This window comes from Pseudomonas marincola, assembly GCF_900682675.2.
Taxonomy (GTDB): Bacteria; Pseudomonadota; Gammaproteobacteria; order Pseudomonadales; family Pseudomonadaceae; genus Aquipseudomonas; species Aquipseudomonas marincola.
The window spans coordinates 1-22,063 of record NZ_LR215729.2; the positions used below are offsets into that span (position 1 = coordinate 1).

Consider the following 22,063-nt stretch of genomic DNA (forward strand, 5'->3'; position numbering starts at 1 on the left):
CATACGATTTAGGGGATATCAGTGTCTGTGGAACTTTGGCAGCAGTGCGTAGAGCTTCTGCGCGATGAACTGCCTGCTCAGCAATTCAACACCTGGATACGTCCATTACAAGTTGAAGCCCAAGGCGACGAGCTTCGTGTCTATGCACCGAACCGTTTTGTGCTCGACTGGGTCAATGAAAAGTATGTAGGCCGCTTACTCGAGTTGTTGAACGAGCGCTCGGACGGCCATGCGCCTGCTCTTTCCTTATTAATAGGCAGCCGCCGCAGCCCTGCTCCGCGTCTGGCTCCTCAGGCGCCCGTGCAGCAACCACCTGCTCCGCAGCCAAAAGCACCTGAGCCGGTTCAGCCCGAACGCCAGGAGCCTGTGTATAACGAGCCACAAGAGTCGGACCCGTCACGTTCGCGGTTCGACACCATGGCACAGGGCGGTGGGACTCAGCCTCCGGCTCAGCAGCCGCAGCGCCATGAACGCTCGGTACAGGTTGAGGGTGCGCTGAAGCACACCAGCTACCTCAATCGCACCTTTACCTTCGACAACTTCGTTGAGGGTAAATCCAACCAATTGGCCCGCGCTGCAGCCTGGCAGGTTGCCGATAATCCAAAGCACGGCTACAACCCGCTGTTCCTTTACGGCGGCGTCGGCTTGGGTAAAACCCACCTTATGCACGCTGTGGGTAACCATTTGCTGCAGAAGAATCCGAACGCCAAGGTTGTTTACCTGCACTCGGAGCGTTTTGTTGCGGACATGGTCAAGGCGTTGCAGCTCAACGCTATCAACGAATTCAAGCGCTTCTACCGCTCGGTGGACGCGTTGCTGATCGACGATATTCAATTCTTTGCCAAGAAAGAGCGTTCACAGGAAGAGTTTTTCCACACGTTCAACGCCCTGCTTGAAGGCGGTCAGCAGGTCATTCTTACCAGTGACCGTTATCCGAAAGAAATTGAAGGGCTTGAAGAGCGTCTGAAATCGCGTTTCGGTTGGGGCCTGACCGTTGCGGTCGAGCCGCCCGAGCTTGAAACCCGTGTTGCGATTCTGATGAAGAAAGCTGATCAGGCAAAAGTTGATCTGCCGCACGATGCTGCCTTCTTTATTGCACAACGCATCCGCTCCAACGTGCGTGAACTTGAAGGTGCACTCAAACGTGTTATTGCGCACTCCCACTTCATGGGCCGTGATATTACGATTGAGTTGATTCGTGAGTCGCTAAAGGACCTTCTGGCACTTCAAGATAAGCTGGTTAGCATTGATAATATTCAGCGTACGGCTGCTGAGTATTACAAGATTAAGATCTCCGACTTGCTGTCCAAGCGTCGTTCACGTTCGATTGCACGGCCTCGTCAGGTGGCGATGGCGTTGTCGAAAGAACTCACGAACCACAGTTTGCCGGAGATTGGTGATGCGTTTGGCGGTCGTGACCACACAACGGTGTTGCATGCTTGCCGCAAGATTGCTGAACTTAGGGAATCCGACGCGGACATCCGCGAAGACTACAAGAATCTACTGCGAACACTGACTACTTAACCAAGGCTGTTGCCTGGCCCGTTACTGGCGCAAGTAACGCAGTAGGCCTACAACAGACTCTTAGAATTCGTATCGCAATTTCACGAGGCAAGGGACTAGACCATGCATTTTACAATTCAACGCGAAGCCCTGTTGAAACCCCTGCAACTAGTCGCCGGCGTAGTTGAACGCCGTCAGACCTTGCCGGTTCTCTCTAACGTACTGTTGGTCGTTGAAGACCAGCAGCTGTCGCTGACCGGTACTGACCTTGAGGTCGAACTGGTGGGCCGCGTAGCGCTCGAAGACGCTGCAGAGCCAGGTGAAATCACCGTGCCTGCGCGCAAGCTGATGGATATCTGCAAGAGCTTGCCGAGCGATGCCCTGATCGATATCCGCGTGGAAGATCAGAAGCTGCTGGTTAAAGCCGGGCGCAGTCGTTTCAGTCTGTCGACCTTGCCTGCCAACGACTTCCCGACTGTCGAGGAAGGCCCAGGCTCACTGACGTTCAATCTGGTGCAGAGCAAATTGCGCCGCCTGATTGAACGCACCAGCTTCGCAATGGCTCAGCAAGATGTTCGCTACTACCTCAACGGCATGCTGCTAGAAGTACAAAGCGGTGTGCTGCGCGCTGTAGCAACCGACGGCCACCGTCTGGCGATGTGCTCGATGCAGGCTGAGATTGGTCAGGCGGATCGCCACCAAGTGATTGTGCCGCGCAAAGGTATCCTCGAACTCGCGCGTTTGCTCACCGAGCAAGATGGCATGGTCAGCATCGTTCTGGGTCAGCATCACATCCGTGCAACCACCGGTGAGTTCACCTTCACTTCCAAGCTGGTTGACGGCAAATTCCCGGATTACGAGCGCGTATTACCACGCGGTGGCGATAAGCTGGTGGTTGCAGATCGTCAGGGTCTGCGTGAAGCGTTCAGCCGTACCGCTATTTTGTCGAATGAAAAGTATCGCGGTATCCGCCTGCAGCTTGCAGAAGGCCAGCTAAAAATTCAGGCCAACAACCCTGAGCAAGAAGAAGCTGAAGAAGAGATTGCAGTTGATTACAACGGCAGCTCGTTGGAGATCGGTTTCAATGTCAGCTACTTGCTTGATGTGCTGGGCGTGATGACAACCGATCAGGTGCGTTTGATTCTGTCCGACTCGAACAGCAGCGCATTGGTGCAAGAGGCAGACAACGACGACTCTGCTTACGTCGTTATGCCGATGCGCCTGTAACCACTCAATGTCCTTAAGCCGCGTCACTGTCACCGCGGTGCGTAATCTGCACCCGGTGACAATCTCCCCCTCCCCGCGAATCAACATCCTTCATGGCGCCAACGGCAGCGGTAAAACCAGCCTGCTTGAAGCCATTCATCTTCTCGGTTTAGCGCGGTCATTTCGCAGCGCACGCCTGCTCCCGGTTATCCAATACGAACAGCCTGTGTGCACAGTGTTCGGCCAAGTGCAGTTGGCCGATGGTCGTTTAAGCAGTCTGGGAGTTTCACGCGAGCGCCAGGGCGAGTTTCAAATTCGTATCGACGGTCAGAATGCACGCAGCGCCGCCCAGCTTGCTGAGACGTTGCCGCTGCAATTGATTAATCCGGATAGTTTCCGCTTGCTCGAAGGCGCGCCAAAGATTCGTCGGCAGTTTCTCGATTGGGGAGTGTTCCACGTGGAACCTCGATTCATGTCTGCATGGCAACGCTTGCAGAAGGCCCTCAGACAGCGGAACTCATGGCTCCGGCATGGTACACTTGACGCCGCGTCACAAGCGGCCTGGGACAGGGAACTGTGCCTCGCCAGCGACGAGATAGACACGTATAGGCGCGCCTATATTCAAGCGCTGAAACCGGTGTTTGAAAAGACCCTGAGTGAGTTGGTCGAGCTGGAAGGTTTGACGCTGAGTTATTACCGGGGTTGGGACAAGGATCGCGAGCTACAGGAAGTACTGGCTACTTCACTGCCTCGTGACCAGCAGATGGGACATACTCAATCTGGTCCACAGCGCGCCGATTTGAGATTGCGTTTAGGCGCACATAACGCCGCTGACATCCTCTCACGAGGCCAGCAAAAATTAGTTGTTTGTGCGTTGCGTATTGCGCAAGGCCACTTAGTTGAAAAGGCCAAGCGTGGCCAATGTATCTATCTGGTGGATGACTTACCGTCAGAACTGGATGAGCACCATCGCCGCGCTTTGTGCCGTTTGTTAGAAGACTTGAACTGCCAGGTGTTTATCACCTGTGTAGACCATGAATTGTTGCGGGAAGGCTGGCGCACGGAAACGCCAGTTGCCATGTTCCACGTGGAACACGGCAGCATCACCCAGACCCACGACCACCAGGAGTGAAGGCATGAGCGAAAACCAAACGTACGACTCCAATAACATCAAGGTCCTAAAAGGCCTGGATGCCGTACGCAAGCGACCTGGTATGTACATCGGTGACACCGACGATGGCAGCGGTCTGCACCACATGGTGTTCGAGGTGGTGGATAACTCGATCGACGAAGCGTTGGCTGGCCATTGCAGCGAGATCACTATCACCATCCATCCGGACGAGTCGATCACTGTTCGCGACAACGGTCGCGGCATTCCGGTGGACATCCATAAGGAAGAAGGCGTCTCTGCAGCTGAGGTCATCATGACCGTGTTGCACGCCGGCGGTAAGTTCGACGACAACAGCTACAAGGTGTCGGGTGGCTTGCACGGTGTGGGTGTTTCGGTAGTAAACGCACTCTCCAAAGAGCTGGTGATGACCATTCGCCGTGCCGGCAAGATCTGGGAGCAGACCTATTTCCATGGCGTGCCACAGGCGCCCATTGCAGCAGTAGGCGATACCGATACCAGCGGCACGCAGATCCACTTCAAGCCATCTGAAGATACCTTCGCCAACATCCACTTCAGCTGGGACATTCTGGCTAAACGTCTGCGCGAACTGTCGTTCCTTAACTCGGGTGTGGGTATCGTCCTCAAAGACGAACGCAGCGGTAAGGAAGAGCTGTTCAAGTATGAAGGTGGTCTGCGCGCGTTCGTTGAGTACCTAAACCAGAACAAGACCGCAGTCAACCAAGTATTCCACTTCACCGTTCAGCGTGACGATGGCGTGGGCGTAGAAGTCGCCCTGCAGTGGAACGACAGCTTCAATGAGAACCTGTTGTGCTTCACCAACAACATTCCACAGCGCGACGGTGGTACGCACCTCGCGGGTTTCCGTTCTGCCCTCACCCGTAACCTCAATGCTTACATTGAGCAGGAAGGCCTGGCCAAGAAACACAAAATCGCAACCACTGGCGATGACGCCCGTGAAGGCCTGACCGCAATCATTTCGGTAAAAGTACCGGACCCCAAGTTCAGCTCGCAGACCAAAGACAAGCTGGTATCGTCCGAGGTTAAGACTGCAGTTGAACAAGAGATGGGCAAGTACTTCTCTGACTTCCTGTTGGAAAACCCCAACGAAGCCAAAGCCGTCGTCGGCAAGATGATCGACGCTGCGCGTGCCCGTGAAGCGGCGCGTAAAGCCCGCGAAATGACCCGCCGTAAAGGTGCGCTGGATATCGCAGGTTTGCCGGGCAAACTGGCCGACTGCCAAGAGAAGGACCCTGCCCTCTCTGAACTCTACATAGTGGAAGGGGACTCCGCGGGCGGTTCTGCTAAGCAGGGCCGTAACCGCAAGACTCAAGCGATCCTGCCGTTGAAGGGTAAGATCCTCAACGTCGAGAAAGCGCGCTTCGACAAGATGATCTCATCGCAAGAAGTCGGCACGCTGATCACCGCTCTCGGCTGTGGTATCGGCCGTGAGGAATACAACATCGACAAACTGCGTTATCACAACATCATCATCATGACCGATGCTGACGTCGACGGTTCGCACATTCGTACCCTGCTCCTGACATTCTTCTTCCGTCAGTTGCCGGAGCTGGTTGAGCGCGGCTACATCTACATTGCTCAACCACCGTTGTATAAAGTGAAGCGCGGTAAGCAGGAGCAGTACATCAAAGACGACGAGGCCATGGAAGAATACATGACTCAGTCGGCTCTTGAAGACGCCAGCCTGCACGTGAACGAAGGCGCCCCTGGCCTTGCTGGTGAAGCGCTGGAGCGTCTGGTTAACGATTACCGCCTGGTGATGAAGACCCTCAAGCGTTTGTCGCGCCTGTACCCTATGGAGCTGACCGAGCACTTCGTCTATCTGTCTGGCGTTAGCGTTGAGCAACTGGCAGATAAAGGCATGATGGAAATCTGGCTCAGCCAGTTTGAAGCTCGTCTCAAAACCATGGAGAAGTCGGGCCTGGTTTATAAGACACGCCTGCATGAGGACACTGAGCGTCACCTGTGGCTGCCGGAGATCGAGCTGATCTCGCACGGTAACTCCAGCTACATCGTGTTCAACCGCGACTTCTTCGCCAGCAACGATTACAAGACTGTCACCAGCCTTGGCGATCAGATCAACAGCCTGCTCGAAGAAGGTGCCTACGTGCAGCGTGGCGAGCGCAAGAAGCCGGTAACCACCTTCAAGGAAGCCCTGAACTGGTTGATGACTGAAAGCACCAAACGCCATAGCATCCAGCGCTACAAAGGTCTCGGCGAAATGAACCCGGACCAACTCTGGGAAACCACAATGGACCCAGACGTACGCCGCATGCTCAAAGTGCGCATCGAAGACGCCATTGCCGCGGATCAGATCTTCAACACCCTGATGGGCGACGAAGTAGAACCACGCCGTGACTTCATCGAGACCAACGCTCTGGCGGTTTCTAACCTGGACGTTTGATGATGTATGTAGGTGGGCAGAGTTAATTGCCTCCCCCTATAAATAAAAAACCCAGATTGCCGAGAGGCGTCTGGGTTTTTTATGCAGCGTAGGATGGCAGCTATAGCTAGTTAACTTGGGATTAACCAGTAACACCGCTCACCCAAAGCAATTCGAAGTGCTATGACCGTGGGCGAGCTGTACATAACAGAATCTTGCTGAAGGGTTATTGGACAGCTCGCCACTCGCCCTCACTGTTCTTTGTAAAGCTGATGGTTGATACCGACGTCTTTTCTACTCCAAACATTTTGGCTGTGGCTTCAACGCTGCACTGGAAAACGTCATCGCGTGACTCTTCGCAGTTCTTTACATCTTTAACTTTGATCATGTCGGTGAGATTGATCTTAAGCCCCATACTCTTTGCTGCAGCCATAGAATCATTGATATCAGCCATCAGAGCCGCTTGAGCGTCTTCAACGCTAGGGGCCCCGCCGCCGCACCCCGCAAGTAGAGCCGCTACTGTGATAAGGCCTGCTTGAAATGAATTACGTATTACTTCCATGAAAACCTCTTAGATGTTGAATCTTATGATTTGGCCTGTACAGGGATAATCGCCTGTCGCCCATTTTGGGAGGATTCAGAGCGTGTACCGCCAAATTTGATAGGGTAGAAAATGTGCTGTTGGAGAGTGTGTTCATGTTGACGCTCAACGATGGGTCCACACTCGCCATGTGCACTGATTGCAACTTCACCTGTAAAAAGCATGCGCTGCGGCTGTTGTATCAACAGCCAGGTACCTTTCAGGCATCTCGCCGTGATGAGCTGCGATGGATGCTCATACCTCGAACGTTGGAGTCATGCTGTCCGAATGAGGTATGAGCGCAATACCGGCTTCAGCGAAGGTCTGTGCTCAAACTGGGGGTTCCGAATCCAGATAAAGTTGCATTAGATGCACTTAGATACTGAGACCAGAAACTGTTAAGCGCATCCATAGTCTTACCAGACCTGTAAGCGTGCTTAACCGAGTCTGTGACCAGGCCCGCGCCAGAGACGTAAACACGAGAACCTTGCAGGTCAGCGAATAGCCCTTTGCTTTGAGCAAGTTGGAGCTCTTTACTGACATTGAGCTGCTTGATCTGATTAGCTGCGTAAAAGCTGGTGTATTCAGAGTGTTCAAGCATGTCCGAGATCAGCAGGACTACACGCTCATGTACGCCTTGCTCGCGTTGCATGTCCTCACCCACTTTGTGCAGTGAGTTCATGATTTCGCTTTTAGGAATATCTTGCCGAGCGTCACGAAGACCTTTGACAAACTGCTGGCCAAAGCCACTCTGGAAGGCTTTTTTCTGAGTGCTGAGACACAGATCGAGGCTGCGTAACTTACGCATATTCACGTCATCACGTACCTCTCCTTCAAGCGGCATATCAAGCTCACCGGCATAGGCTAGGCGTAAATATTCACCTGGTAGAAATGCCGAAAAAGTGTAGAGCTTGACGCGATCACCGGCCTTCACGAAGCGATCAATTTGTCCCCAGCTGTTACGCTGCAAGTCCTCTGGCATCGGAATTGTTTGGTCGATGATGACTACCAGCTCGCGACCGCTACTCGCGGGTTTTAATTCGGTTAGACCACTGCGCGTATAGCAGCTTTGCAGATCGTTGCGTTCAGCCGCTAACGCTGCACAAGGCAGCGCTAGTGCAAGGATCAATGCCTTGGCAGTTTTCACGACATTGCTTCCTCTTTCTTGGCAGGAAAAAGGCCCAGCGCTTTAAGAGCTAGCTGCTGCTCGCGATATTCACGCAGTTGTTCCTCTGAGATATCCAGCGCACGACTGGTGACTGCCAGGCTCTCATCTGAGACACCTGTTACATCAGGGAAATCAGAGGCTTTAATCGTTGCATTGGGTTCAGTTTTCGCGACCAAAGGCGCTTGGACATCGACCACAGTGGCTGTGCCGGCAGGTATTTGAGTTTGTTCCGGCGCCAGGGCAATCGGTTCAGCTTGTATAGGACTGCCGGTTGTCAGGCTTTCTTCTGAGAGACTCGTTACATCAGGCAGCTCAGCAGAGTTCATCGCGACAGCGGGTTCAGTCTTGGCCACTACAGGCGCCTCAGCCTCGATCACGGTGACTGTTTCGACAGGCGCTTTAGTCGGAGTTAGAGCCTCAGAACTTACAGTTTTTTGCGTAACCTTGTCCGCTTTGTACTTCACATAGGCAAGGAAATTACGGTGTGACGTCTCCGTGCCATCCAACGCGCTGAGCACACTTGAGCTGGTTTGGTCGCGGCTAGATAGCAGAGTCTGTAACCGACGCAGCTTGTCGTCCGCATGGCTGGCGATGGCAATACGCTTTTGCTCCATGGCGTCCATCATTTCTTCTGCCGTTGCGTACTTATGTGTCAGGCGCCATGCCGTGTACGAGTGTGTGCCGGCAAAGTAATACCGACTGGCCAGCCAGATACTGATCCCTTGAATAGCGATATAAATCAACGACAACATAATGTATGTCGTCAAACTGGCCTGGCGAATGGCTGCCATTTTGTCTTCGATAGTCGCTTCCTGAGCTTCGTCGTTGATGGCCTGCGATTCTTCTGGAAGATCGAATGGCGAGCCGAAGCTGCTGTCATTTTGTGCAGAAGCTTCTACACGCATGCTGTTGACCATCTCTGTCTCGATGCTGTCGAGTGTGGCGGAGCGCACGACAAAGGCGCCAATGGCCATACATGCGACGAAAACACCACAGACAATGAGCCAGAGAAACTTGCGTGAAACGTTGGAGTTAACATCTTTTACACGTGTCAGCAGCTGTTCATAGTCAGGACTGTTGCTATCAGATAGCGAGTCTTCCAGATTGATTGCTCGGCTTGCTTTTAGGCTGCGCGAGCGTTTGCTTGTCTCTTCTCCCTGCCACCAGTGGCGTGCTCGAGAAATCAAGGTGTTGTGGTGCACGGTATGGCCTGCCGCTTCGGCGAAAATTGCAGAGGCAACAGCCAGCAAAATGGCCGTACCAGCCGTCAGCAAATGACGATCATTGGTAGACGCATCCATGTTCATCCAGCCGGCAAGCACATAGGCGAAACCCATCGCCTCGATCAGCACCAGACCCACAACCAGAAACAGAACCCAGGCTGGTCGAGGCGAACGGCCAGCTTCACCGGCCTTGGCAAGATAGTCGAGTGAGGCGTTATAGGCATTAGGGCCTTTCATGTACTTCTTAAATTCTTGGTAGTAATCACCGGCAAGCTTAACTTCATGGTTAATCCATCCATCGCTATCAACGGATGAAGGCTTGCGTGAAAGGCGGGCGACGGTGCCAATCAGGGGGAAACTGTGCCAAATGCGAAGCAGGAAATAGGACACTTGCTCCCAGTATTTCCAGACCAGAACGGCGCTCGCAAGCAACGTTAGGATGCCTGTTGTGAGCATTTGATGAGCGAGAATCAGTGATTTAAGTGCAGCTAAGGATAAGTCTTCCATTTCGGACTTCCGTGACTTTGTTTATTTGGTGGCAGGAATTGGCATGTAGGACGTGACATAAGCTTCGGAGCCTGCTGCATAGAACAGCGCGCCCTCGGTCACTGTGGCGTTGCCTTTACTGAACACGAGGTCCATGCAGGAAACTGATGCTTTTGTGTCAGTGGCGAACACTCGATAGAGCACTTGGCTTTCACCTTCGTAGGTGTTTGCCAGCGCTTTAATCGTTTGAGCTTTGTTTTTAGTATTTTTGTCGTAGTTTTCAACTACTTGCAGGATTGGCTGGCGATCAACTTGTGCGTTTTCGCGCAGGATAGAGACCGGTGACACTGTTACCAGATGTCCGTTAACTGTGTTGGCCCAAACACGGTTGTTGTATCCCGGTAAGTAATCTTTGGTTGCGTGACGCTTTAGCGGTGTGCCGTCTGCCAAACTCAGTACTTCACCGGCATTACGTGGCATATCGGCCTCACAGCTGGCCATAGGCATATCGCTTGCGTGCGCGGTACCGATCAATTCAAAGCCACTCTGCTTAGGCTTGATGTTCTGCGCCATGGACCAGCTGTACGCATCGGCAGGTTGGCCTGCGAAGTCGACTGCGGGTTTCGGCTTATTTATTGGAAGAGCAGAAGTGGAAGGTGCGGTAGTCGCGGGTTCAGTACTGGATTTCTGAACAATTTTCGGTGAATTCTCAGCTTTAGGCTTTGTAGCTTGATGCGCAGTTGCCAGTTTAGGTTTGGCTGTAGATGTTCCGTATTGCAGGTACTTTGTATTTCCAGCTTCAGACTGTGCTCGCATCACCAGAGCCTGCTCATTGGCTAGCTCGACAATCTCAACCCGGCGGTTCTGGCCTCGCGTGAAAGGGTCGCTGTTATCTGCAATCGGGCGTGAAGATCCCGCACCCTGGTAGTAAATAGAGCTTGCAGGAATGCCGGCCTGCATAAGCAACCTTCCAACGGTTTTGGCGCGTCGCTCAGATAGCTTTTGGTTAAATTCGCTGCTGCCGGTTGCATCGCTATGACCAACCACCAGCAAGCGCCTCTCTTGAAGTTCTTTTGCGGCGGATTGCTGGTTGGAAGATTTAGCTTTGGAATACATATTTGCCAGCTTAGTAACCGCTCGCTGGCCATCTGTAGTGAGTTGATCAGAACCTGAGGAAAACATGCCATTGTCTTCGATCTGAGTTACCAAACCTGCGTCTTTAGGCACCGAAGTCACTACTGCACTTGAAGCAACAGTCAGTTGCTCTGTAGTGATTTTCAAGTTTTCTTCCTTGGCAATGCGGTCAAGTTCTTTCAGGCGTGACTGCCAGACATAACCAAGGGCACAACCTAGAGCAGCACCAACGGCGCCGCCAGCTATTGCACCTTTTTCCCCATTGATCGCGAAACCCGCAGCGGCCCCACCCACAATGCCAACTCCGCAAAGTACGGCCATTCCGTAATCCTTGCCTAATGTATTTGCAGAGTCTTTAAGGCTTTGAACCTGCTGGCTGGAGCAACCTGCTGCAGTGAGGAAAGCGCAACTCAGCGCTGTAAGGCGAAACGTTTTTTGCATGACGGCTCCTTGCCGATCTAAATATTGGCGTTGGCTATTTGACGCTTATTGAGGTGGGGAATTTACAACGGGATATATCAAAAGGCCACCATAACCATTCGTCGGCAGGTTTTCTTTGCCCATTTGAAGGTGTATAGAACTGCCAAGGAGATATGCGTCAGGCGTTATTGCTCTAGAATTTAGCAATCAAGAATCAGAGGGTGTTTGTTATTCCCGCGATTCAATCACCCCATATGTGAGCCGCTCTAAAACCTAATTGTCAGCGGCACATCACACGACCTTCAGGCTGGGGCGTATGAGGCGATAACGCCTTGACCGAGCAGAGGTTCGCTTTTTTATGTAACGCGCATTACAAGCTATCTGAGATGCGTATCTGCGGGCGTCAGATATTGTTAGGCAGCATTAAATTGCAGCTAGAGAGGATCTGAGGCGGGGGGGAGTTTTACGGGGTTCTGAAAGCAATGAAGGGAGCCGAGGCTCCCTTCAAATAATGCTTTAGCGCTGTTTTTATTATTTCGATCTATTGTTTTTATTTTGATCGCTGTTGCCTAACTGTTCGTTGATCCATCTGGATCCAAGGAAAACGTATTTTTTTGGATGCTGGTATTACTCTTGTCGCTCCAGAATCTGGGTTGATCCAATCAGTCCAGCTACCTTCAGGTAGTTTTATTATTTTCGATCTGATTGCCGTGTTACCCGGAAAAAGCTAACCCTTTCCAAAAAAATCTGTTTGCTACTCATCTGGCCTGTTGTTGTTTTTATGTCAGATTCGTTAGGTTTTTTGTTGCTGATCTTATTGTTGTTGTACCACTAACAAAGCATTTGCCGTGCCAGTTTTTGTAATACCTTTAAAAACAAGGGTTTACGTAATCATGCCTGATTTGGTTGAACGAATATTTAGCAATAGTGTTCCCTTCCCACCCGAATCGGTTACGCCTGAATTGGCCGAGGTAACAGATCGGTCACAATAGTGGTGTATGGCGAGGTAACAGCCGCGCCACATGACTCCACGCCCAAGCGCGACGTATCGGCGCACGCTGATAGCCAGATAAGAAGCGTGCAGGCAGTGTTTGCTGATCTGGGTTTGGAGATGCTCTGCCCAGGCTTTGGCGTTTTGAGTGTGAGGGGGTTTTGCGCTCAGCACAGAGTTGCTCTGCGCTGAGGATTGGAACGGCGTTTAGCCTTTTTCTGGGGCTGCTGTTGTGGCCGTGGCGTCTGCTGGCAGGCAACCGATGTCTTTTTGCGCCTGACACACCCAGGCGAATGCCCGGTCGTTGAGCTCGGCGATGGCGCGAGGGCCGGTGCCTTCGGCGTGCATCAGCGGGCCAATCACCACTTGTACGGTGCCAGGATTTTTATCCCAGCCTTGTTTTGGCCAGTACTTGCCGGCGTCATGCGCGATTGGCAGAACCGGCAGGTTGGCGTTCACCGCCAATGAGGCGCCGCCGCGTGAGAATTTGCCGATCTGCCCGGATGGAATCCGTGTGCCTTCAGGGAAAACCAGAACCCAGCAGCCCTGCTCCAAGCGTTCGTGGCCTTGTTTGGCGAGCTGCTTGAGTGCGGCTTTGGGGTTGCTGCGGTCGATGGCGATAGGCTTGAGCATGGCCATGGCCCAGCCGAAAAACGGTACGTACAACAGTTCGCGTTTTAGTACCTGGCTGAGGGGTTCGAACAGGGCCGAGAGGAAGAAGGTTTCCCATGTGCTCTGGTGGCGGGAAAGGATTACGCAGGGCTTGTCCGGGATATTTTCCATGCCTTTGACTTCATAGTTGATGCCAACTACGACTTTGGCGAGCCACACAGCCACTGTGCACCAGGCTTGGTTAACGAAACGATAGCGTTGACGGAACGGCAGGAACGGCGCGACGAAAACGCTGATGGTGCACCATATGAACGAGGTGGTAGCCAGAAGGAAGTAGAACAGAAATATTTGTATGGCCCGCAGTATCGACATAAGAGCTTTTACCGTCGCAGGCAGAGCCTGCTTTATGAGTTGAGGAGCTGGGCAGCAACTGCTGCCAGGTCATCGAAGATCAAGGTTCCTGCTGGCAATCCTTTTGCCAGCGTGCGTAGACCTTTGCCGGTTTTTACCAACACTGGCTGACAGTCGACGGCCTTTGCCGCTTCCAGGTCACCACTGCTATCCCCTACAAACCAGATGCCTTCGAGGCGGGTGTCGTAGTGCTCTGCAATCTGCTGGAGCATGCCCGGTTTGGGTTTGCGGCAATCGCAACCGTCGTTCGGGCCATGCGGGCAGTAAACAATAAGCCCGACTTCGCCGCCCTGCTCTGCCACCAGCTCATTCAGCCGGCCATGCATGGCTTCGAGCGCATCGAGGCCATAATAGCCACGGGCAATACCTGACTGGTTGGTAGCGACAGCCACGGTCCAGCCAGCTTTGGACAGGCGAGCAATGGCCTCAATCGAGCTTTCGATTGGGATCCACTCTTCAAGGCATTTTATATAGTCGTCGGAGTCATGGTTGATGACGCCGTCACGATCGAGAATCAGTAGTTTCATGCACGTGCTCACACAGCATTGTGTCCGCCCTCGCCGGGAACAGCGATGACGGACGCAATTAAGGCTTAGCCCAGGACGGAGATATCCGCGACACCGAGGAACAAGCCGCGCAACTTGGCCAGCAATGCGTAGCGGTTGGCACGTACGCTTGCATCTTCGGCGTTGACCAGAACAGTCTCGAAGAAGTTATCCACAGGCCCGCGCAGGCTTGCCAACTTGGCCAGTGCTTCGCTGTACTGACGGTTTTTCGCCAGTGGCAGCACCGCCTGTTCGGCTTGCTGGATAGCCGCGTTGAGGGTGAACTCGCTCGGGGTGTCGAAGTAATGAGCGGCAATGCTTGGGGCAATTTGGCCGTCGGCTTTGCTCAAAATGTTCGATACCCGCTTGTTGGCGGCAGCCAGTGCTTCGGCCTCCGGCAACTTGCGGAACGACTGCACCGCTTGTACGCGTTGGTCGAAGTCCAGCGGAGACACCGGATTGACCGCACGTACCGCTTGATACACCGCCACTTCCACGCCTTCGTCTTCGTAGCGCGCACGCAGGCGGTCGAAGATGAAGTCCTGAACCTGAGCAGCCAGACCGTCTGCCTTGATCTTGCCGCCGAACTGCTTGATGGAGAACGCAATCGCCTCGACCAGATTCAGCTCCAGGTCCTTCTCGATCAGGATACGCAGCACGCCAAGCGCCGCACGACGCAGTGCGTACGGATCTTTGCTGCCGGTTGGCAGCATGCCGATACCGAAAATACCGACCAGTGTGTCGAGCTTGTCTGCCAGCGCAACGGCTGCACCGGTGAGGGTGGCCGGCAGCTCTGCGCCCGCACCGCGAGGCATGTATTGCTCGTTCAGCGCGACAGCCACATCACCCGGCTCGCCGTCGTGCTTGGCGTAGTAGTAACCGGCGATGCCTTGCATTTCAGGGAATTCGCCGACCATCTCGCTGGCCAAATCGCACTTCGAGAGCAGGCCGGCACGTGCCGCCCACGCCGCGTTACTGCCGATACGCTCGGCAATGTAACCAGCCAGAACCGAGACGCGCTGAGCTTTGTCGTAGACCGAGCCGAGCTGGGCCTGGAATACCACGTTGGCGAGGCGCTGGTTGAAGGTTTCGAGCTTCTGCTTCTTGTCTTGCTTGAAGAAGAACTCGGCGTCGGTGAGGCGCGGACGCACAACTTTCTCGTTACCCGAGATGATTTGCGCAGGGTCTGTGCTTTCGACGTTGGCCACGGTGATAAAGCGAGGCAGCAACTTGCCTTCAGCATCCAGCAGGCAGAAATACTTCTGGTTGTCCTGCATGGTGGTAATCAGGGCTTCTTGTGGCACTTCCAGGAAGCGTTCCTCGAACGAGCACACCAGCGGCACCGGCCACTCGACCAGCGCACTGACTTCGTCGAGCAAGGCCGGCGGCACGATGGCAGTGCCATTCTGCTCGCTGGCGAGTTGTTCGATGCGCTTGCTGATTTGCTCGCGACGCTCGTCAAAGTCGGCGATAACCCGTGCATTGCGCAGGTCTTCGGCGTAGCTGGCCGGCGCGTTGATGGTCACGTCTTGATTGTGGTGGAAGCGATGGCCGCGCGAAACGCGTCCGGCTGTCTGCGTGAGGATTTCGCAGTCGAGCACGTCATCACCAAACAGCATTACCAGCCACTGAGTCGGGCGGACGAATTCTGTGCGGCGTGCACCCCAGCGCATGCGCTTGGGGATCGGCAATTCATTGAGCGAAGTCTCAACGATTTCCGGCAGCAAACTGGCGGCGGTTTTACCGGCAATCGACTGGCTATAGCGCAGCTTGGGGCCGCTGGTGTCGATTTCAGACAGGTCCACGCAGCACTTCTTGGCGAAGCCCAGCGCAGCGGCAGTCGGGTTGCCATTGGCATCGAACGCAGCCTGCATTGGCGGGCCGTCGAGATTCATCACGCGGTCTGGCTGATGGGTATCGAGCTGGCTTACCAGAACGGCCAGGCGGCGTGGTGCGGCGTAGTAGCGAGAGGCGGTGTAGTTCAGGCCGGCAGCCTTGAGGCCTTTTTCAACGCCGGCCAGAAACGCCTGACCCAGGGTTTTCAGGGCTTTGGGTGGCAGCTCTTCGGTGCCCAGTTCAACCAGAAAATCTTGTGCACTCATTCTGCAGCCTCCGCGGTGTTGCTCTGTGCTTCATCTTGCAGGAGACCTGCTTCCATCATCTTGGCCAGTACTTCGTCACGCAGCTCATCGGTTGCCAGCGGGAAGCCAAGTTTGGCGCGGGCTTGCAGATAACTCTGGGCGACGGCGCGAGCCAGTGCCCGGACGCGCAGAATGTACTGCTGACGCGCGGTAACCGAGATCGCCCGGCGTGCATCCAGCAGGTTGAACGTGTGCGAGGCCTTGAGCACCATTTCATAGGTCGGCAGCGGCAGCTCGAGTTCGATCAGGCGGTTGGCTTCGGACTCATAGAAGTCGAACAGCTCGAAGAGTTTTTCGACGTTGGCGTGCTCGAAGTTATAGGTCGACTGCTCTACCTCGTTCTGGTGAAACACATCGCCGTAAGTCACTTTGCCGAACGGGCCGTCCGCCCACACCAGGTCATATACCGAGTCGACGCCCTGAATGTACATGGCCAGACGCTCAAGACCGTAAGTGATCTCGCCGGTCACCGGATAGCACTCGATGCCACCGACTTGCTGGAAGTAGGTGAACTGGGTGACTTCCATGCCGTTCAGCCAGATTTCCCAGCCCAGACCCCAGGCGCCCAGTGTTGGCGATTCCCAGTTGTCTTCAACGAAGCGAATGTCGTGCACCAGCGGATCAATACCAATGGCCTGCAACGAGCCCAGATAAAGTTCCTGGAAGTTTTCCGGATTAGGCTTCAATACCACCTGAAACTGGTAGTAGTGCTGCAAACGGTTCGGGTTTTCGCCATAACGACCATCGCCAGGGCGACGGCTAGGCTGAACATAGGCGGCGTTCCAGGTCTCAGGACCAATAGCGCGCAAGAATGTAGCGGTGTGGAAAGTGCCAGCACCGACTTCCATATCGTAGGGCTGCAAGACAACACAGCCCTGCTCTGCCCAATATTTTTGCAGGGCGAGAATCAAATCTTGGAAGGTGCGCACGGCAGGCGTAGTCTGGCTCACGAAAAATTCACCTGTTTTGGCTGCGACAGAAAGGGCGGCAGTATAGCGCAATCTACGTAGCCAGGACTTGCCCGGGAAGGCCTTATGACTCGTTGTTTTTGGTGTTCGGATGATCCGCTGTACATGGCTTACCACGATGAAGAATGGGGTGTGCCCTTAACAGACCCCGATAAGCTCTTCGAGTTGCTTCTGCTTGAGGGGTTTCAGGCGGGGCTTTCGTGGATAACTGTTTTGAAAAAGCGTGAGCGCTATCGCGAAGTGCTGCATGGCTTTGATGTTCAGCGTCTGGCGCAACTCACCGACGATGAAATCGAGGTGCTGATGCAAGACCCCGGCATTGTGCGAAATCGCCTCAAGCTCAAGGCCGTTCGGCAAAACGCTCAGGCCTGGCTCAGGCTGGAAGACCCGGTGAGTTACCTGTGGTCGTTTGTCGGCGGCAAGCCGGTGATCAATCACTTTGCCGGGCGCGGTGATGTTCCGGCGATCACACCGCCTGCCGAGGCCATGAGCAAAGCGTTGAAGAAGGCCGGGTTCAACTTTGTCGGGCCAACCATCTGCTACGCCTTCATGCAGGCCAGCGGCATGGTGATGGATCACACCACCGACTGCTTTCGTTATCCACAGTTGGCCAAAGCGTGAGTCGCACCTGAGCGGCTTGGGGCGCGGGGCGTTACAATAGACCTTTTGACCCTGTTGGAGTGATCTGTGGAGAAGTTCAAAGGTGCGCTCGTGGTGGGCTTTCTGCGCCTGTTTGCATTGTTGCCCTGGCGCGCAGTGCAAGCGACCGGCGCTGCAATCGGCTGGCTGATGCTGAAAATACCTAACGGCTCGCGCGAGGTTGCCCGCGTCAACCTGCAAAAGTGCTTCCCCGAACTGGACGCCGCTGCGCAGGAAAAACTGCTCGGCGAGACGCTTGTTGGCATCAGCAAAACCCTGACCGAGAGCGCTTGCGCATGGATCTGGCCGGCGAAGAAGTCGCTTGGTCTGATCCGCGAAGTCGAAGGCCTTGAGGTGTTGGAGCAAGCGCTGGCATCCGGTAAAGGCGTGGTCGGCATCACCAGCCATCTGGGCAACTGGGAAGTGCTCAATCACTTCTACTGCGCGCAGTGCAAACCGATCATTTTTTACCGTCCGCCAAAGCTCAAGGCGGTGGACGAGTTGCTGCAAAAGCAGCGCGTGCAGATGGGCAACCGTGTAGCCGCCTCAACCAAGGAAGGCATCCTCAGTGTGATTAAAGAGGTGCGCAAAGGTGGCTCTGTGGGCATTCCTGCCGATCCCGAGCCGAGCTTGTCCAGCGGTGTGTTCGTGCCGTTTCTGGGCACCGTTGCACTTACCAGCAAATTTGTACCGAGCATGCTGACCGGCGGCAAAGCCGTTGGCGTGTTCCTGCATGCACTGCGCCTTGAAGATGGCAGCGGCTATAAAGTGATTCTCGAAGCCGCGCCAGAAGGCATGTACAGCGACGACATCGCCGTTAGCGTGGCGGCCATGAGCGAGGTGATTGGCCGCTATGTTCGGGCTTATCCAAGCCAGTACATGTGGACCATGAAGCGCTTCAAGAAACGCCCCGAAGGTGAGGCGCGCTGGTATTGAGCGGAAAAATTTGAGCTGTTAGTCAAAAGGCGCCGAATCAGGCGCCTTTTTTATAGCTAATACTGTGCATAAATGACGCTTTCGGTTATTAAATAGGTTCACCTTGAGCACGGACCCGCTATGTCTAACCAACGCCAGCACCCTCGCACGGCGATGAACTGCCGTATCAAAATCTGCCATCCGAGTTTTGGCGAGCTGATCGCCCAGACGCGTGACCTTTCAGATGCCGGTGTTTACATCAAGCATCCGGAGATGGCGGGGCTCAACAAAGGTGACCGGGTCACTGGGCAGGTGCAGGATATGCCTGTCGAAGCGCCGATCCTGGAGATGGAAGTCATCCGCATCGATGCAGAAGGCGCCGGGTTACGTTTCATCCTGACGTGACCAATTATCCGTTTATTGTACGAAAGCTATCCTCAAGGTCAGGAATTGGCTAGAATGCCGCGCTCGTTTGGCTAACCAGCCCGAGCGCAATGGGTTCCCTCACCCCATAACATCCAAAAAGGCCTGACATGCAGACTTCGTTGAGTACGATCCGACGCCCCGCGTTGGTCGCGTTAATCGCGTTTCATATTCTTATCATCATCGCCAGTAACTACCTGGTGCAGTTGCCGATTACCATTTTCGGCTGGCACACCACGTGGGGCGCGTTCAGCTTTCCGTTTATCTTTCTGGCAACCGACCTCACCGTTCGCCTGCTCGGCAAAGGCCCGGCGCGCAAGGTGATTGCCCGCGTTATGCTGCCGGCGTTGGTGGCCTCATACGTGGTTTCCGTGCTGTTCCAGAACGCTGCATTCGCAGGCTTTGCAGCGCTGCAGGAGTTCAACGTATTTGTCGGTCGCATCGCGTTGGCCAGTTTCTGCGCCTATGTGTTCGGCCAGTTGCTCGATATTCAGGTGTTCGACCGCATGCGTCGCCTGCGTCAGTGGTGGGTTGCGCCAACCGCCTCGACCATTCTGGGTAACCTGCTCGACACCTTCATATTCTTCTCTATCGCCTTCTGGCAGAGCAGCGATCCGTTTATGGCCGAGCATTGGGTGGAGATCGCCAGTGTCGATTACGCCATCAAGCTCACCGTGAGCCTGGTGCTGTTCTTGCCGCTATACGGCATTTTGCTCGGCGCGATTGCCAAGTTGCTGGCCGGAAGAACCGTCCCGGCGACCTGAGTCGATCAGCCAAGAAAAAGCCCGGCCTGAGTTACCTCGGCCGGGCTTTTTGCTTTATGGACGATGCGGGCTGCGCTTCAAGACAGGTTGTTGGCTTTATCCAGCTTGCGCATAAACACACTCATTTCCTTCTCAGCCTGCTTGTCGCCATGTGCCTGAGCGGCCGCCACACCCTGCTCCCACGCCTTTCGCGCCGCGTCGGTCTGGCCGTCGGCTTGCAGCGCCTTGCCCAGTAGCTTCCAGGCGGCGGAGTAGTTGGGATCAAATGCTACGCAGCGTTGCAGGTGTTCAATCGCCCGTGCGCAATCGCCGGCATCCAGATAACCCTTGCCCAGCCCAAAGCGCAGCAACGCATTATCGACGCCTTTATCGAGCATCTTTTCAAGAGATTCGAGCATGCAAACTCCAACAGTCGTGAGCGTTATCCACAGCATGACGGATTAACCTGCGGTTTATCCATCCTCCGGACCGACACGACCCCAAAATTGGAGGATGGATAGCTGCCGAAGGCGGCAATCCGTCATGACGATTAATCCAACGATTCAAAAATGCACATGCCATCGTCGGAGAAAGTTATCCACAACACGACGGATTAACCTGCGGTTTATCCATCCTCCAGACGGCGCGGCCCACAAACCGGAGGATGGATAGCCGCCGAAGGCGGCAATCCGCCATGGCGATTATCCCAACGATACGAAAATGCCGATGCCATCGCCGATGAGATTTATCCACAACACGCCGAATTAACCCGCGATTTATCCATCCCCGATCAGGCGCAACCCACAAACCGGAGGATGGATAGCCCCCAAAGGCGGCAATCCGTCATGGCGATTAATCCAACAATTCGAAAAGTGCAGATGCCATCGTCGAAGAGATTATCCACAACACGACGGAGCAACCCGCGATTTATCCACCCCCCCAACAGACGCGACCCACAAATTGGAGGATGGATAGCCCCGCAGGAGGCAATCCGTCATGGCGATCGAGGCGTCACACCTCACACACCACAACCGGCATCGCCTTAGAAGAACGTCAAACCCACCTGGAACAGGCTTTCAACATCACGGATGTACTTCTTGTCGACGAGGAACAGGATGATGTGGTCGCCGCTTTCGATCACGGTAATGTCGTGGGCGATCAACACTTCATCTTCACGGATAATCGCGCCGATGGTGGTGCCGGGCGGCAGGGTAATGTCGCGAATGGCCCGGCCAATAACCTTGCTCGATTTGGCGTCGCCGTGAGCAATTGCCTCGATGGCCTCGGCCGCACCCCGGCGCAGCGAGTGCACGCTTTCGATGTCGCCACGGCGCACGTGGGTCAGCAAGGTGCCGATGGTTGCCAGCTGCGGGCTGATGGCGATGTCGATATCGCCGCCTTGCACCAGATCCACATAGGCCGGGTTGTTGATAAGTGTCATCACCTTGCGCGCGCCCATGCGCTTGGCCAGCAAGGACGACATGATGTTGGCTTCGTCGTCGTTGGTCAGCGCCAGGAAGATATCCGCGTCGTTGATGTTCTCTTCAACCAGCAGGTCGCGGTCGGAGGCACTGCCCTGCAGGACAATGGTGTTATCCAGCGTCTCTGACAAATAGCGGCAACGCGCCGGATTCATCTCGATGATTTTGACCTGATAGCGGCTTTCGATGGCCTCGGCCAGACGTTCGCCAATGTGGCCACCACCGGCGATCACAATCTTCTTGTAGCTGTCTTCAAGACGACGCATTTCGCTCATGACCGCACGAATGTGGGCACGGGCGGCGATGAAGAACACCTCGTCGTCAGCCTCGATGACCGTGTCGCCCTTCGGAATGATCGGCCGGTTGCGGCGGAAAATAGCGGCAACGCGGGTGTCGACATTGGGCATGTGCTCGCGCAGCTGACGCAGTTGCTGACCCACCAGCGGGCCACCGTAATACGCTTTGACTGCCACCAACTGCGCCTTGCCTTCGGCGAAGTCGATCACCTGCAACGCGCCCGGATGTTCAATCAGGCGCTTGATGTAGTTGGTCACCACTTGCTCGGGGCTGATCAGTACATCGACCGGGATCGCCTCGTTATCGAACAGCCCGCTGCGGCTCAGATAAGCCGCTTCGCGGACACGGGCAATCTTGGTCGGGGTGTGGAAAAGGGTGTAGGCCACCTGACAGGCGATCATGTTGATCTCGTCACTGTTGGTCACGGCCACCAACATGTCGGCATCATCCGCGCCAGCCTGACGCAGCACGGTCGGGAATGAGCCACGGCCTTGTACGGTACGAATATCCAGACGATCACCGAGGTCGCGCAAGCGGTCGCCATCGGTGTCCACAACGGTAATGTCATTGGCTTCACTGGCCAGATGCTCTGCCAGTGTGCCGCCAACCTGACCGGCGCCGAGAATGATGATTTTCATCCGTTT

At 54.7% G+C, this 22,063-nt stretch carries 18 protein-coding genes; 8 read left to right on the forward strand and 10 right to left on the reverse strand.

Translation table 11 applies throughout. The features are described 5' to 3' along the window. Nucleotides 1-21: 21 nt before the first annotated feature. From dnaA to gyrB, 4 genes are all read left to right on the forward strand, one after another. Nucleotides 22-1,524, forward strand: coding sequence for a chromosomal replication initiator protein DnaA (gene dnaA, locus PMYSY11_RS00005; RefSeq protein ID WP_090512526.1), 1,503 nt, complete (start codon nucleotides 22-24; stop codon nucleotides 1,522-1,524). A gap of 102 nt (nucleotides 1,525-1,626) precedes the next feature. Next, nucleotides 1,627-2,730 (forward strand): DNA polymerase III subunit beta, encoded by a 1,104-nt coding sequence (gene dnaN / locus PMYSY11_RS00010; protein WP_069900052.1) that lies wholly within the window; start codon nucleotides 1,627-1,629, stop codon nucleotides 2,728-2,730. A 7-nt stretch (nucleotides 2,731-2,737) separates the two neighbouring features. Beyond that, nucleotides 2,738-3,841, forward strand: a complete 1,104-nt coding sequence (gene recF / locus PMYSY11_RS00015) for a DNA replication/repair protein RecF (RefSeq protein WP_090512528.1) — start codon at nucleotides 2,738-2,740, stop codon at nucleotides 3,839-3,841. Nucleotides 3,842-3,845: 4 nt separating this feature from the next. Next, nucleotides 3,846-6,263: a DNA topoisomerase (ATP-hydrolyzing) subunit B gene (gene gyrB, locus PMYSY11_RS00020; protein WP_069900054.1), complete on the forward strand. Its 2,418-nt coding sequence runs from the start codon at nucleotides 3,846-3,848 to the stop codon at nucleotides 6,261-6,263. Nucleotides 6,264-6,468: 205 nt separating this feature from the next. Here gyrB and PMYSY11_RS00025 read toward each other — a convergent pair whose 3' ends face one another. From PMYSY11_RS00025 to glyQ, 8 genes are all read right to left on the reverse strand, one after another. Further along, on the reverse strand, nucleotides 6,469-6,804 hold the full coding sequence (locus PMYSY11_RS00025) for a hypothetical protein (RefSeq protein WP_150547978.1): 336 nt from the start codon (nucleotides 6,802-6,804) through the stop codon (nucleotides 6,469-6,471). Between the two features lie 331 nt (nucleotides 6,805-7,135). Continuing rightward, on the reverse strand, nucleotides 7,136-7,969 hold the full coding sequence (locus PMYSY11_RS00030; RefSeq protein ID WP_150547979.1) for a hypothetical protein: 834 nt from the start codon (nucleotides 7,967-7,969) through the stop codon (nucleotides 7,136-7,138). After that, nucleotides 7,966-9,720 carry a hypothetical protein gene (locus PMYSY11_RS00035; RefSeq protein WP_239655512.1) on the reverse strand — a complete coding sequence of 585 codons (1,755 nt, stop codon included), beginning with the start codon at nucleotides 9,718-9,720 and terminating at the stop codon, nucleotides 7,966-7,968. Before PMYSY11_RS00035 ends, PMYSY11_RS00030 begins: the two co-directional genes overlap by 4 nt. Before the next feature lie 21 nt (nucleotides 9,721-9,741). Continuing rightward, entirely contained in the window at nucleotides 9,742-11,274 is a 1,533-nt protein-coding gene (locus PMYSY11_RS00040; RefSeq protein ID WP_150547980.1) for an OmpA family protein, read from the reverse strand. A gap of 1,177 nt (nucleotides 11,275-12,451) precedes the next feature. Beyond that, nucleotides 12,452-13,228, reverse strand: a complete 777-nt coding sequence (locus PMYSY11_RS00045) for a lysophospholipid acyltransferase family protein (protein WP_090512532.1) — start codon at nucleotides 13,226-13,228, stop codon at nucleotides 12,452-12,454. Between the two features lie 32 nt (nucleotides 13,229-13,260). Next, nucleotides 13,261-13,794: a D-glycero-beta-D-manno-heptose 1,7-bisphosphate 7-phosphatase gene (gene gmhB / locus PMYSY11_RS00050; protein WP_090512535.1), complete on the reverse strand. Its 534-nt coding sequence runs from the start codon at nucleotides 13,792-13,794 to the stop codon at nucleotides 13,261-13,263. 65 nt (nucleotides 13,795-13,859) lie between these two features. Then, a complete protein-coding gene (gene glyS, locus PMYSY11_RS00055; RefSeq protein WP_150547981.1) occupies nucleotides 13,860-15,914 on the reverse strand; it encodes a glycine--tRNA ligase subunit beta in 2,055 nt (684 codons plus the stop codon). Further along, nucleotides 15,911-16,903, reverse strand: coding sequence for a glycine--tRNA ligase subunit alpha (gene glyQ / locus PMYSY11_RS00060; protein ID WP_069900122.1), 993 nt, complete (start codon nucleotides 16,901-16,903; stop codon nucleotides 15,911-15,913). Before glyQ ends, glyS begins: the two co-directional genes overlap by 4 nt. Nucleotides 16,904-16,987: 84 nt before the next feature. Here glyQ and PMYSY11_RS00065 point away from each other — a divergent pair, with 84 nt between their 5' ends. The 4 genes from PMYSY11_RS00065 (at nucleotide 16,988) to PMYSY11_RS00080 (ending at nucleotide 19,662) form a co-directional block, all read left to right on the forward strand. Further along, nucleotides 16,988-17,542 (forward strand): DNA-3-methyladenine glycosylase I, encoded by a 555-nt coding sequence (locus PMYSY11_RS00065; protein ID WP_150547982.1) that lies wholly within the window; start codon nucleotides 16,988-16,990, stop codon nucleotides 17,540-17,542. 66 nt (nucleotides 17,543-17,608) lie between these two features. After that, nucleotides 17,609-18,496: a lysophospholipid acyltransferase gene (locus PMYSY11_RS00070; RefSeq protein ID WP_069900067.1), complete on the forward strand. Its 888-nt coding sequence runs from the start codon at nucleotides 17,609-17,611 to the stop codon at nucleotides 18,494-18,496. A 120-nt stretch (nucleotides 18,497-18,616) separates the two neighbouring features. Then, a complete protein-coding gene (locus PMYSY11_RS00075) occupies nucleotides 18,617-18,880 on the forward strand; it encodes a PilZ domain-containing protein (RefSeq protein ID WP_090512541.1) in 264 nt (87 codons plus the stop codon). Nucleotides 18,881-19,008: 128 nt separating this feature from the next. Continuing rightward, entirely contained in the window at nucleotides 19,009-19,662 is a 654-nt protein-coding gene (locus PMYSY11_RS00080; protein ID WP_150547983.1) for a 7-cyano-7-deazaguanine/7-aminomethyl-7-deazaguanine transporter, read from the forward strand. A gap of 77 nt (nucleotides 19,663-19,739) precedes the next feature. Here PMYSY11_RS00080 and PMYSY11_RS00085 read toward each other — a convergent pair whose 3' ends face one another. Together PMYSY11_RS00085 and trkA are read right to left on the reverse strand one after the other, a co-directional pair. Next, the gene (locus PMYSY11_RS00085) at nucleotides 19,740-20,060 is read right to left on the reverse strand and encodes a tetratricopeptide repeat protein (protein ID WP_150547984.1); all 321 of its coding nucleotides are present in this window, start codon (nucleotides 20,058-20,060) and stop codon (nucleotides 19,740-19,742) included. A 623-nt stretch (nucleotides 20,061-20,683) separates the two neighbouring features. Then, a complete protein-coding gene (gene trkA / locus PMYSY11_RS00090) occupies nucleotides 20,684-22,057 on the reverse strand; it encodes a Trk system potassium transporter TrkA (protein ID WP_069900071.1) in 1,374 nt (457 codons plus the stop codon). Nucleotides 22,058-22,063 lie beyond the last annotated feature (6 nt).

Coding starts and splice junctions, on each gene's coding strand:
- dnaN (WP_069900052.1), top strand. CDS start 1,627: ATGCATTTTACAATTCAACGCGAAGCCCTGTTGAAACCCCTGCAACTA.
- recF (WP_090512528.1), top strand. CDS start 2,738: ATGTCCTTAAGCCGCGTCACTGTCACCGCGGTGCGTAATCTGCACCCG.
- gyrB (WP_069900054.1), top strand. CDS start 3,846: ATGAGCGAAAACCAAACGTACGACTCCAATAACATCAAGGTCCTAAAA.
- PMYSY11_RS00025 (WP_150547978.1), bottom strand. CDS start 6,804: ATGGAAGTAATACGTAATTCATTTCAAGCAGGCCTTATCACAGTAGCG.
- PMYSY11_RS00035 (WP_239655512.1), bottom strand. CDS start 9,720: ATGGAAGACTTATCCTTAGCTGCACTTAAATCACTGATTCTCGCTCAT.
- PMYSY11_RS00040 (WP_150547980.1), bottom strand. CDS start 11,274: ATGCAAAAAACGTTTCGCCTTACAGCGCTGAGTTGCGCTTTCCTCACT.
- PMYSY11_RS00045 (WP_090512532.1), bottom strand. CDS start 13,228: ATGTCGATACTGCGGGCCATACAAATATTTCTGTTCTACTTCCTTCTG.
- gmhB (WP_090512535.1), bottom strand. CDS start 13,794: ATGAAACTACTGATTCTCGATCGTGACGGCGTCATCAACCATGACTCC.
- glyS (WP_150547981.1), bottom strand. CDS start 15,914: ATGAGTGCACAAGATTTTCTGGTTGAACTGGGCACCGAAGAGCTGCCA.
- PMYSY11_RS00065 (WP_150547982.1), top strand. CDS start 16,988: ATGACTCGTTGTTTTTGGTGTTCGGATGATCCGCTGTACATGGCTTAC.
- PMYSY11_RS00075 (WP_090512541.1), top strand. CDS start 18,617: ATGTCTAACCAACGCCAGCACCCTCGCACGGCGATGAACTGCCGTATC.
- PMYSY11_RS00080 (WP_150547983.1), top strand. CDS start 19,009: ATGCAGACTTCGTTGAGTACGATCCGACGCCCCGCGTTGGTCGCGTTA.
- PMYSY11_RS00085 (WP_150547984.1), bottom strand. CDS start 20,060: ATGCTCGAATCTCTTGAAAAGATGCTCGATAAAGGCGTCGATAATGCG.
- trkA (WP_069900071.1), bottom strand. CDS start 22,057: ATGAAAATCATCATTCTCGGCGCCGGTCAGGTTGGCGGCACACTGGCA.